Origin of the sequence: Geopseudomonas aromaticivorans (assembly GCF_019097855.1) — a bacterium.
In the GTDB taxonomy this organism is placed as follows: Bacteria; Pseudomonadota; Gammaproteobacteria; order Pseudomonadales; family Pseudomonadaceae; genus Geopseudomonas; species Geopseudomonas aromaticivorans.
Genome location: NZ_JAHRGL010000024.1, coordinates 19,312 through 30,505, shown reverse-complemented (window position 1 = coordinate 30,505; position 11,194 = coordinate 19,312). Strand labels below are relative to the sequence as shown.

At 63.8% G+C, this 11,194-nt stretch carries 9 protein-coding genes and 1 pseudogene; 2 read left to right on the top strand and 8 right to left on the bottom strand.

Features of this window, described 5'->3' with window-relative positions:
• Positions 1–220, bottom strand: a pseudogene (locus KRX52_RS10985) (NAD(P)(+) transhydrogenase (Re/Si-specific) subunit alpha); the annotation flags it as partial.
• Between the two features lie 234 nt (positions 221–454).
• Between KRX52_RS10985 and KRX52_RS10980 the strand changes: the two are divergent.
• Complete coding sequence (locus tag KRX52_RS10980) at positions 455–1,348, top strand: LysR family transcriptional regulator (protein ID WP_217681776.1); 894 nt, start codon at positions 455–457, stop codon at positions 1,346–1,348.
• Positions 1,349–1,377: 29 nt separating this feature from the next.
• On the opposite strand, the gene KRX52_RS10975 is transcribed toward KRX52_RS10980, so the two are convergent.
• Genes KRX52_RS10975 through KRX52_RS10945 form a run of 7 tightly spaced genes read right to left on the bottom strand, consistent with a single transcriptional unit; the run spans position 1,378 to position 8,666 of the window.
• Positions 1,378–2,313: an electron transfer flavoprotein subunit alpha/FixB family protein gene (locus tag KRX52_RS10975; RefSeq protein WP_217681775.1), complete on the bottom strand. Its 936-nt coding sequence runs from the start codon at positions 2,311–2,313 to the stop codon at positions 1,378–1,380.
• A 1-nt stretch (position 2,314) separates the two neighbouring features.
• Positions 2,315–3,064, bottom strand: a complete 750-nt coding sequence (locus tag KRX52_RS10970) for an electron transfer flavoprotein subunit beta/FixA family protein (protein ID WP_217681774.1) — start codon at positions 3,062–3,064, stop codon at positions 2,315–2,317.
• 56 nt (positions 3,065–3,120) lie between these two features.
• On the bottom strand, positions 3,121–4,272 hold the full coding sequence (locus tag KRX52_RS10965) for an acyl-CoA dehydrogenase family protein (RefSeq protein WP_217681773.1): 1,152 nt from the start codon (positions 4,270–4,272) through the stop codon (positions 3,121–3,123).
• 48 nt (positions 4,273–4,320) lie between these two features.
• Positions 4,321–5,400, bottom strand: coding sequence for an enoyl-CoA hydratase/isomerase family protein (locus KRX52_RS10960; RefSeq protein WP_217681772.1), 1,080 nt, complete (start codon positions 5,398–5,400; stop codon positions 4,321–4,323).
• Entirely contained in the window at positions 5,397–6,293 is an 897-nt protein-coding gene (mmsB, locus tag KRX52_RS10955; protein WP_217681771.1) for a 3-hydroxyisobutyrate dehydrogenase, read from the bottom strand. The genes KRX52_RS10960 and mmsB overlap by 4 nt, the downstream gene beginning before the upstream one ends.
• Before the next feature lie 34 nt (positions 6,294–6,327).
• The gene (locus KRX52_RS10950; RefSeq protein ID WP_217681770.1) at positions 6,328–7,104 is read right to left on the bottom strand and encodes an enoyl-CoA hydratase; all 777 of its coding nucleotides are present in this window, start codon (positions 7,102–7,104) and stop codon (positions 6,328–6,330) included.
• Positions 7,105–7,154: 50 nt separating this feature from the next.
• Positions 7,155–8,666: a CoA-acylating methylmalonate-semialdehyde dehydrogenase gene (locus KRX52_RS10945; protein WP_217681769.1), complete on the bottom strand. Its 1,512-nt coding sequence runs from the start codon at positions 8,664–8,666 to the stop codon at positions 7,155–7,157.
• Positions 8,667–9,375: 709 nt separating this feature from the next.
• On the opposite strand from KRX52_RS10945, the gene KRX52_RS10940 reads away from it, so the two are divergent.
• The gene (locus tag KRX52_RS10940) at positions 9,376–11,031 is read left to right on the top strand and encodes a DUF1302 domain-containing protein (RefSeq protein WP_217681768.1); all 1,656 of its coding nucleotides are present in this window, start codon (positions 9,376–9,378) and stop codon (positions 11,029–11,031) included.
• Positions 11,032–11,194: the final 163 nt, after the last annotated feature.

The window sequence follows — 11,194 nt, the reverse complement described above, 5'->3', positions numbered from 1 at the left end:
CGACCACCTTGAGCACCAGGGCAGCGCCCAGCGCGGCGGCGGCATCGCCGAGGTGGGCGCCGACGGCGGCATAGGCGTCGTCGGGGATGCTGGCGGCCAGGCCGGCACCGCTCTGCACGATGACCTGATGGCCCTGGGCGAGGAGTTTCTTGACCGTTTCCGGTGTGGCGGCCACGCGGGTTTCCCCGGCGTGGGTTTCGAGCGGTATGCCTATTTGCATGCCAAAGTTCCTGAGCGAGAACTGTCATCCGGAGAGTGGTGCTACCCAACTCGTGGATGGGAGTCTGCGGCTGCAACGTGTCACTGCTTTTGGGTCGCAGGCCGCAATGGAAGATAAAACAACTTAAATAAAAACAAACAAAAATGTTTTAATAAAGGCTACAGGCAAACAGCCAACTGCAGCAACATGCGATATTGCATACTGAACTTGCATTTCTGCACACAGGACTCCGGAATGGACTGGGACAATCTGCGTTATTTCCTCGAACTGTCGCGAGCCGGCAAGCTGACTGCGGCAGCTCGGCATCTGGGCGTTGACCACACCACTGTCTCCCGGCGTGTGCAGGCGCTGGAGAAGAGCCTGGGGCGGCCGCTATTCATCCGCAGTGGCGCGGGCTATACCTTGGCGGAAGCCGGGCGACGCCTGCTGGCTCAGGCGGAGGCGATGGAAAGCGCTTTCCTGGCCATCGAGCAGGAGGAGGGGGAGAGCGTTGCCGGCGGGGTATCCGGCCTGGTGCGGATTGGGGCGACTGAAGGCTATGGGGTTGAGCTCTTGGCCGGACAGCTGGCGACGCTGTCCAAGCGGCATCCCCACCTGGGTATTGACCTGCTCGCGGTGCCGCGCATGGTGCGACTGGCACGGCACGAGGCAGACATCGTGATCACGCTGGAGCGCCCGGAGCGCGGCCCCTACATCATCACCAAACTGACTGACTACACCCTGCGGCTGTACGCGGCGCCAGAGTACCTGGAGCGACATCCTGCGATCCGCAGTCGCGAAGAGCTGCGTGAACACACGTTCGTCAGCTACATCGAGGACCTGCTGTACAGCAAGGAGTTGCATTATCTGGATGAGATCGGCCGGCCGAAGCAGATCTCCCTGCGCAGCACCAGCATCCTCGCCCAGCAGAATGCTGCGATAGCCGGTGCCGGCATCGCCATCCTGCCCAGTTTTTCCGCCCGTAAAGTGGAAGGGCTGGTGGAAGTCCTTGCCGATCAGGTGGAGTTCGTCCGCACCTTCTGGATGCTGATGCCGGTGGAAGGCAAGGATCTCGCCCGCATGCGGGTGACTTGGGACTTTCTCCGCGAGATGGCGCAGAGCAATCAGGATGTGATGATGGGGCGTTAACAACGCCCCCGTGTTGCAGCTGGATGGGGTCAGGCGCTCAGGCGATTGCCCAGCTCCGGCACAACTTCGAAAAGATCGCCCACCAGACCATAGTCGGCGACCTGGAAGATCGGTGCCTCCTCGTCCTTGTTGATCGCCACGATGACCTTGGAGTCCTTCATGCCGGCCAGGTGCTGGATCGCCCCGGAGATGCCTACCGCGATGTATAGCTGCGGCGCGACGATCTTGCCGGTCTGGCCGACCTGCATGTCGTTGGGCACGAAGCCGGCGTCCACCGCGGCGCGCGAGGCGCCGACGGCGGCGCCGAGCTTGTCGGCGACGCTGTAGAGCAGCTGGAAGTTGTCGCCGTTCTGCATGCCGCGCCCACCGGAGACGATGATCTTCGCCGCGGTCAGCTCCGGACGCTCGGACTTGGCCAGCTCCTCGCCGACGAAACGGGAAATGCCGGCATCGCTGACGGAGGCGATGGCCTCGATGCTGGCCGAACCGCCAGTGGCCGCGACGGCGTCGAAGCCTGTGCCGCGCACGGTGATCACCTTGACGGCTGCCGAGGACTGCACGGTGGCGATGGCGTTGCCGGCATAGATCGGGCGCTGGAAGGTGTCGGCGCTAGCCACCTTGACGATCTCGGAGATCTGATCGACGTCGAGCAGCGCGGCGACGCGCGGCAGGTAGTTCTTGCCGTTGGTGGTGGCCGGGGCCAGCACGTGGCTGTAGTTCTTGCCCAGCTCGGCCACCAGCGGGGCGAGGTTTTCCGGCAGCTGGTGGGCATAGGCGGCGTGGTCGGCGACCAGCACCTTGGCCACGCCTTCGACCTGGGCGGCAGCCTCGGCCACCGTGCCGCAACCTTGGCCTGCGACCAGCACATGGATATCGCCACCAATCTGTTGGGCGGCGGCCACGGTATTGAGGGTGGCGGCAGCCAGGGCACTGTTGTTGTGTTCAGCGATTACCAGGATTGCCATCTCAGATCACCTTCGCTTCGTTCTTCAGTTTCTCGACCAGCTCGGCCACCGACTTGACCTTGATGCCGGCGCTGCGTGCGGCCGGGGCCTCGACCTTGAGCACCTTGACGCTGGAGGCGGTAGATACGCCGAGGGCGGCCGGAGTCAGCACATCGAGCGGCTTCTTCTTCGCCTTCATGATGTTCGGCAGGGAGGCGTAGCGCGGCTCGTTGAGGCGCAGGTCGGTGGTGACGATGGCCGGCAGTTTCAGAGCCACGGTCTGCAAACCGCCGTCGATCTCACGGGTGACGTTGACGCTGTCGCCGTTCACTTCCACCTTGGAGGCAAAGGTGCCCTGGGCGAAGCCGCTCAGTGCGGCGATCATCTGGCCGGTCTGGTTGTTGTCGCTGTCGATGGCCTGCTTGCCGAGGATCACCAGCTGCGGCTGCTCCTTGTCGACCACGGCTTTCAATAGCTTGGCGACGGCCAGCGAGCCCAGCTCCTCGTTGCTCTCGACCAGCACGGCGCGGTCGGCACCGAGGGCCAGGGCGGTGCGCAGCTGTTCCTGCGCGGCATTGCTTCCGATGCTGACGACCACGACTTCGCTGGCCACACCTTTCTCTTTCAGGCGCACCGCTTCTTCCACGGCGATCTCGCAGAAGGGGTTCATGGACATTTTCACGTTGGCGAGGTCGACGCCGGAGTTGTCCGCCTTGACGCGAACCTTGACGTTGTAGTCGACCACGCGCTTGACGGGTACCAGAATCTTCATGGGATTCCTCTTCTTATTGGCAGGGCAGGTCGAATTCGACCTGCAGGGAGACAAGTTCAGAGCTGGTAGTTGGCCAGTTCGCGAGCGATCAGCAACCGCTGGATCTCGCTGGAGCCTTCATAGATCTGGGTGATCCGGGCATCGCGGTAGTAGCGCTCGACCGGGTAGTCCTCCAGGTAGCCATAACCACCGTGGATCTGCACGGCGCTGGAGCAGACCTGTTCGGCGATCTCCGAGGCGAACAGCTTGGCCTGCGATGCTTCCGACAGGCAGGGCTCGCCGGCGCTGCGCAGGCGTGCGGCATGCAGGACCATGAGGCGCGCGGCATTCAGGCGGGTGTGCATGTCGGCCAGCATGTTCGCCACGCTCTGGTGCTCGATGATCGGCTTGCCGAACTGCACGCGATCGCGGGCGTAGGCCAGCGCTGCTTCGAAAGCCGCACGGGCGATGCCGAGGGCCTGGGCGGCGATGCCGATGCGGCCGCCCTCGAGATTGGAAAGGGCAATGGCCAAGCCCTTGCCGCGTTCGCCGAGGAGGTTCGCCGCCGGGATGCGGCAGTTGTCCAGGGTCACCGCGCAGGTGTCGGAGGCACGGATGCCCATCTTGTGTTCGGTACGGTCGACCACGAAGCCGGGGGTGGCGGTCGGTACCAGGAAGGCAGACAAGCCTTTCTTGCCCAGCTCCGGATCGGTGACGGCAAACACGATGGCCAGCTTGGCGCGCTTGCCGTTGCTGACGAACTGCTTGGCGCCGTTGATCACCCACTGGCCATCGATCAGCTCGGCACGGGTGCGCAGGTTGTGCGCCTCGGAGCCAGCCTGGGGTTCGGTCAGGCAGAAGCAGCCGATCGCCCGCCCGGCAGCCAGATCGGGCAGCCAGGCTTCCTTCTGCGCCTGGGTGCCGTATTTCAGGATCGGGCCGCAACCCACCGAGTTGTGGATGCTCATCAGCGCGCCGGTGGCGCCGTCAGCGGCGGACACTTCCTCCACCGCCAGGGCATAGGCGACGTAGTCGATGTAGCTGCCGCCCCATTCCTCCGGCACCACCATGCCGAGCAGGCCAAGCTCGCCCATCTGCCGGACCAGGGCATCATCGATCCAGCCGGCCTTTTCCCACGCCTGGGCGTGGGGAGCAATCTCGCCGCGTGCGAAGTCGCGGGCCATGTCGCGGATCATGCGTTGTTCTTCGGTCAGCTCGATGTCGTGCATCAGCGGTCTCTCTTCTTATTAAGCTGATTGGCGTGTCCGGTCGGATCTTCAGCCGGCGCGCCGGGACTTGTTGGCGGGCTTGAAATCGATGAAGAACTCGTCGACCTGCGCCGGGGTGACCGCGTCGATGCAGTCCGGGTTCCAGCGGGGCGATTTGTCCTTGTCGATGATCAGCGCGCGCACACCTTCCATGATGTCGCCTTTGGCAAACCACTGGCTACCCAGCAGTTGCTCCATCCTGAAGCACTCCGGCAGGGAGAGGTTCCTGCCGCGACGCAGCTGCTCGAGGGTGACGCCCATGGCGAGGGGAGAACGGCTGTCCAGCAGCTTGGCGGTTTCCTCCGCCCAGTCGTGGAACTCCGGGCGGGTCTCGGCCAGCAGCGCCTTGCGGATGGCGACGATGTCCGCCTGGGCGAAGTGCTCGTCGATGGCCGGGTGCAGGGCCTTGAGTTCGGAGCCCGGCAGCTTGTTGGTGGCCAGGGTGGCGAGGAGGGTACGCAGCGCCTCCTTGGGGTGGACGTTCCAGCTCATGCTGTCCAGGCAGCGATCCAGCTCCGCGACCTGCTCGCTGGGCAGGCACCAGTCGGCCAGGCGGGCATACAGCGCATCGGCGGCGCGAATCTGTACGCCGGTGACGCCGAGGTAGATGCCCAGTTCGCCCGGCAGGCGCGAGAGGAAGTAGCTGGCCCCCACATCGGGAAAGAAACCGATGGCGGTTTCCGGCATGCCCATTTTCACCCGCTCGGTGATCACGCGCAGCGAGGCACCCTGGATCAGCCCCATGCCGCCGCCGAGGACGAAGCCGTCGAGCAGCGCCAGGATGGGCTTGCTGTAGCTGTGGATGTACTGGTCGAGGGCGTACTCCTCCTCGAAGAACTGGCTGTGCAGGGTGTCGCCGTTCTTGAAGCTGTCGTGCAGCGAGCGGATGTCGCCGCCGGCACAAAAGGCCTTCTCGCCCGTGCCGCGCAGCACCACGGCGAGGATCTCCGGGTCGTCCGCCCAGGCCTGTAGCTGGCGGTGCAGGATGCGCACCATCGGCAGGGTAAGGGCGTTCAGGCCGGCCGGGCGGTTGAGGGTCAGGTGGCCGATGCGGTTGCGCACCGTGGCCAGTACGGGAGCTTCGCTCATGCCTCGGCGTCCTTGCGGTAGAGGTTGATGATGGCGGAGAAATCCAGACCACCGTTACCCTGGGCGCTGAAGGTCTGGTACAGCTGCTGGGCCAGGGCGCCGAGGATGACCGGTTGGCGGACCTGCTTGGCCGCTTCGCTGGCCAGACCCAGATCCTTGAGCATCAGGTCGGAACCGAAGCCGCCGCTGTAGCCGCGCGCCGCGGGGACGTTCTCCAGCACGCCGGGGAAGGGGTTGTAGACCTCCGAACTCCAGCAGCGGCCGCTGGAGGTGTTGATGATCCCGGCCAGCACCTTGGCGTCCATGCCCAGGGCCACGCCCAGGGCCATGGCCTCGGCAACGCCGATCATCGAGATGCCCAGCAGCATGTTGTTGGCCACCTTGGCCACCTGGCCATTGCCCGCGTCACCGCAGTGCACGATGTTCTTGCCCATGGCGGCGAGGATCGGCTGGGTGCGATCGAAGTCGGCCACGTCGCCGCCGACCATGAAGGTCAGCGTGCCGGCAGCAGCGCCGCCGGTGCCGCCGGAGACCGGCGCATCCAGCATGGGATTGCCGTGCTGGCGTGCGGCGGAGGCGACCTCGCGGGCGCTCAGCGGGTCGATGGTGGAGGAGTCGATCAGGGTGACGCCAGGGCGGACGTGGGCGAGTAGGCCGTCCTCGCCGAGATAGACGCTCTTCACGTGGGCGGCGGCCGGCAGCATGGTGATGATCAGCTCGACATCGGCCTGCGCCAGAACGGCCGGCGACGCGGCGGAATGGGCGCCGGCCTCGACGAGCGAGCTGACGGCGGCGGCGGACAGATCGAATACGGTCAGTTGGTGACCTGCCTTGAGCAGGTTGCGGGCCATGGGCGCGCCCATGTTGCCGAGGCCGAGAAAGCCGATATGCATGGTGGTGTCCTCTTGTTGTTATGGCGTGCTGCGCTCAGCGGTTCTTGAAGACGGGTTTGCGCTTCTCGAAGAAGGCGTTCATGCCTTCCTTCTGGTCCTCGGTGGCGAAGGTCGAATGGAACAGCCGGCGCTCGAAACGGATGCCCTCGGCGAGGGTGGTCTCGAAGGCGCGGTTGACGGACTCCTTGGCCATCATGATGACCGGGGCGGACAGCTCGCCGATGCGTTCGGCGGCCTTGAGCGCCTCGTCGATCAGCTGGTCGGCCGGCACCAGGCGGCTGACCAGGCCGCAGCGTTCGGCCTCCTGAGCGTCCATCATGCGGCCGGTGAGGACCATGTCCATGGCCTTGGCCTTGCCGATGAAACGGGTCAGGCGCTGGGTGCCGCCGGCGCCCGGAATGGTGCCGATGGTGATTTCCGGCTGGCCGAACTTGGCGCTATCGGCGGCGATGATGAAGTCGCACATCATCGCCAGCTCGCAGCCGCCACCCAGGGCGTAGCCGGCCACGGCGGCGATGCTCGGCTTGCGGAAGGTGGACAGGCGCTCCCAGGTGGCGGTGATGAAGTCGGCCTTGTACACGTCCATGTACGACCAGTCTTTCATGACCTTGATGTCGGCACCTGCGGCGAAGGCTTTCTCGTTGCCGGTCAGAACCAGGGCGGCGACGCTGTCGTCGGCCTCCAAGTGGTCGAGCAGTTCGCTGAGTTCGGCGGTCAGTTCCGGCGACAGGGCGTTGAGGGCCTGCGGGCGATTGAGGGTGACCAGTGCCACCTTGCCGTGCATTTCCAGAAGCAGGTTGTTGTAGCTCATGACGGTATCCCGTAACAGGCCGCGGCCGTCGAACGGCCGCGGCGCATTGCTTACTTGAGGGTGATGGTGGTGTTGACCGGGCCACCGACCTCGTCTTCGTCGAACCAGCGCTGGGTGACGGTCTTGGTCTGGGTGTAGAACTGCACGGCCTGTTTGCCGTAGGGGCCGAGGTCGCCGAGCTTGGAAGCGCGCGAGCCGGAGAAGGAGAAGATCGGCACCGGCACCGGAATCGGTACGTTGATGCCGACCTGACCGACGTCGATTTCTTCCTGGAAGTGACGGGCGGCGGCGCCGGAGCGGGTGAAGATGGCTGTGCCGTTGCCGTTCGGGTTGGCGTTGATCAGGGCGATGGCCTCGTCCAGGCTGGCGGCCTGCAGCACGCAGAGCACCGGGCCGAAGATCTCTTCCTTGTAGATGGTCATCTCGGTGCTGACAGCGGAGAAGATGGTCGGGCCGACGAAGTTGCCGTGCGGATAGCCGGGCACCTGCGGATTGCGGCCATCCAGCACCAGCTGTGCACCTTCGCGCACACCCTGCTCGATCAGGCTGCTGATGCGGTCCAGGGCGCTGCACGACACGGCCGGGCCGATATCGGTGCCGGGTTCGCAACCGGCGTTGATCTTCAGGCTCTTGGCCTTCTCGACCAGCTCCGGCAGCCAGCTCTGCGCCTCGCCCACCAGGATCACCACCGGCAGCGCCATGCAGCGCTGACCGGCCGCACCGAAGGCGGCGCCGACCAGGTTGTTGAGGGTCTGCTGCTTGTGGGCGTCCGGCAGGATGATGGCGTGGTTCTTCGCGCCCATCATGCACTGCGCACGCTTGCCGTTCTGGGTGGCGCGGTTGTAGACGTGGGTGCCGACCTTGGTCGAGCCGACGAAGGACACCGCCTTGATGTCCGGGTGATCGCAGATCAGGTTGACCGCATCGACACCGCCGTGGATCACGTTGAGCACGCCCGGCGGAATGCCGGCCTCCAGCGCCAGCTCGGCCAGGCGCATGGTCACCATCGGATCCTGCTCGGAGGGCTTGAGGACGAAGGTGTTGCCGCTGGCGATCGCCATCGGGAACATCCACAGCGGAATCATCGCTGGGAAGTTGAACGGGGTAATGCCGGCGCACACGCCCAGCGGCTGCAGCAGGGTGTAGGTATCGACGCCGCCGGCCACGTTGTTGGCCAGCTCGCCGAGCTGCAGATTGCCGATGCCGGCGGCGTGCTCGACCACCTCCAGACCGCGGAACACGTCACCTTCGGCGTCCGGCAGGGTCTTGCCCTGCTCGGCGGTGAGAATCGCCGCCAGCTCCTTGATGTTGTCGCGAATCAGCTGCTGCAGCTTGAGGAAGATCCGCGAACGCACGCCGATCGGGGTCTTGCGCCAGGTCTTGAAGGCTTCCTTGGCGCTGGCGACCGCGGCGTTCATCTCCTCGGTGGTGGCGAAGGGCACACGGGCCAGGACTTCCTGGGTAGCCGGGTTGACCACATCGCGCCACTGGGAGGTGGTGGATTCGACGAACTGGCCGTTGATCAGCAGTTTTACGGTAGGGATGGCGCTGTGCGTTGTCATGGATACCCCGCCTGTTCAGGCTCTCGTTATTGTTGTGTCCCAGCGCTGCGCTGAGGGTTGAATTGAGACTAGCAGTGTAAATTTGGCTGGTGCAATGTCGGTAAATGCAGGCCTGACCTGCAAATTTGCACAGGATCGTGTGGCCAAGGGCCGACAATCGCTATGAATGGTTCATTGGCGCAGGTGGTGTGCAGACGGAAGGTTTTTTTTCCATCAAGGCTTGCGCACGGGAAGGGGAGCGGATAGCTTAAATAAAAACCTTCCTGTCGGTTTTTAACGTGACCGCAGGGCGTGCAAGGTTTTCCATCAAGCTGATGACAAAAATAAGAAAAGCGAGGATGCATCCATGACGACTTCTGTCAGCTCATTACTGTCCAGCCAAGCCGGCGGGCAGCATCCGATCACGGTCGCACCGACCGCCGTCAATCTTCCTGGCCGGGACTCACTAGAGCAGCTCCCGAGCACTCCATCACGGCACTTCATTTTTCTCGCGAGCATGGGCCGCTCGGTCCATGTCCTGGCGGAGTAGTCCTGCGGGGACTCCCTCGTTGCAGTCTGCGGATCGATTCACCTGGGCGTTTGAAATCAATCGCTGTGGCGATTTCCAGGCTGGAAAGTGAGAACGGCGATCACGAAACAAAACGATCATGATGGTTTTATTCAGCTGGCGCACTCGGGTGTGCTGGCCCCTTGAGGCTCGGAGGTATATGTGAACAAGAATAAGAAAACTATCGCTCGCAAGCTCAAAACTGCGCACGCCATCGGTGTGGTCGGCGGTGCGGTCATGGCGATGGCGGCGCTGCCGGCTGCCGCGATCAGTATCGATACCGGTAATCCGGATGTCGCCGTGCGCTGGGACAATACCCTCAAGTACAACATCGGCTGGCGCATGGAAGGGCGCGACAACACCCTGGGGGATACTGCGGGGTTCAGCACTTCCACCTACTCGCGCGACAAGGGCGATGTAGTGACCAATCGCGTCGACATCCTCAGTGAACTCGACTTCATCTACAAGGAAGACCACGGCTTCCGCGTATCGGCTGCCGGCTGGAACGACTTCGACTATGAAGACAATGTGCGGGTCAATCCCAACCTGGCTCGGCTGGGGTTGAACTCCCCTTACCCGAACAACAAGTTCACCAACGAGGTGGAGCGTTACAACAAGCGCTCCGGCGAGATTCTCGACGCCTTCGTCTTTACCAAGCTCAACCTCGGCGAGGTACCGGTGAACTTCCGTGTCGGTCGCCACAACGTCTACTGGGGCGAGTCGCTGTTCACTTTCTCCGACAGCATCGCCTATGGCCAGGGCCCGCTGGACCTGCGCAAGGGCACTGCGACGCCGGGTATCGAGGTCAAGGAACTGTTCCTGCCGCAGAATCAGCTGTCTGCCGCCGCGCAGTTGACCGACAAGATCAGCATGGCCGCCAACTACTACCTGGAGTGGGACCCGCATCGCTTCCCCGATGGCGGCACCTACCTGGGCGGCAGCGACGTTACCCTGCTGGGCGGCCAGAATCTGGGCCTGCCCTATGTCGGCGACATCGATGGTGGCTCCAACAAGACCCCGGACGACAAGGGCAGCTTCGGCGTTAACGCGCAGATCCAGTCCGATACCCTGGGTGGCAACGTCGGTCTCTACTACCGCAAGTTCGATGACCGCATGCCCAACGTGGCCTTCGATGCGACCAGAGGCGTGCTCTACAACGACTATGCCGAGGACGTGAAGCTGTACGGCCTGAGCTTCAGCCGCCTGGTTGGCGCGGTCTCGGTCAGCGCGGAAGTGTCGCGTCGCGAGGATACCGCCCTGGCCGGCAACGCCCGTGGTGATACCTGGCACGCGCTGGTCAACGCGATCGCCTACATCGGCAAGACCCCGCTGTTCGATTCGGCGCCGCTGACCGCAGAACTGACCTACGTGAACCTGGACGACGTCAGTGCTTCGACCAAGGCGCAGTTCGACGCCGTGCATGAGGACCGTGGCTGCACCCTGGGAACCAAGGGTGGCTGTGTCAGCGATGATGCCTGGGGCATGAACGTGGCGTTCACTCCGACCTGGTTCCAGGTGTTCCCGGGCATCGACCTGACCCTGCCGATCAACTACAGCCTCGGCCTCAAGGGTAATTCCCCGGCAGCCCTGGGCGTGGCTGAGGACACTGGAGCCTGGAGTGTTGGCCTGGGGCTCGACGTCTACTCGCAGTACAAGATCAACCTGACCTACAGCGACTACTTCGGTGAGGGCGTCACTGGTCCGAATGCCTTTGCCGGCGCTCCGGGCATCGGTGACAAGCAACTGGTGGCGTTCAGTGGCAGTGAAACCCTGAGTGATCGTGGTTGGCTGTCGCTGACCCTGAAAACCACCTTCTGATCTTGGGGAGGCGGCCGCTGCGGCGGCCGCCTCCACTCTACGAGTCAAGGAAGTTGAGTTTTCGGCATCTGGACACAAGGTCGCGGCCCCTGCGGCCGACGGTTTGAGGAAATTCCTATGCGTGTCTTTGATCTTTGCGGATACAGGGCGTTGGTGCTCGGCG

Bases quoted from the DNA above. Each gene is read 5' to 3' on its own strand.
- KRX52_RS10980 (WP_217681776.1), top strand. From the start codon at position 455: ATGGACTGGGACAATCTGCGTTATTTCCTCGAACTGTCGCGAGCCGGC.
- KRX52_RS10975 (WP_217681775.1), bottom strand. From the start codon at position 2,313: ATGGCAATCCTGGTAATCGCTGAACACAACAACAGTGCCCTGGCTGCC.
- KRX52_RS10970 (WP_217681774.1), bottom strand. From the start codon at position 3,064: ATGAAGATTCTGGTACCCGTCAAGCGCGTGGTCGACTACAACGTCAAG.
- KRX52_RS10965 (WP_217681773.1), bottom strand. From the start codon at position 4,272: ATGCACGACATCGAGCTGACCGAAGAACAACGCATGATCCGCGACATG.
- KRX52_RS10960 (WP_217681772.1), bottom strand. From the start codon at position 5,400: ATGAGCGAAGCTCCCGTACTGGCCACGGTGCGCAACCGCATCGGCCAC.
- mmsB (WP_217681771.1), bottom strand. From the start codon at position 6,293: ATGCATATCGGCTTTCTCGGCCTCGGCAACATGGGCGCGCCCATGGCC.
- KRX52_RS10950 (WP_217681770.1), bottom strand. From the start codon at position 7,104: ATGAGCTACAACAACCTGCTTCTGGAAATGCACGGCAAGGTGGCACTG.
- KRX52_RS10945 (WP_217681769.1), bottom strand. From the start codon at position 8,666: ATGACAACGCACAGCGCCATCCCTACCGTAAAACTGCTGATCAACGGC.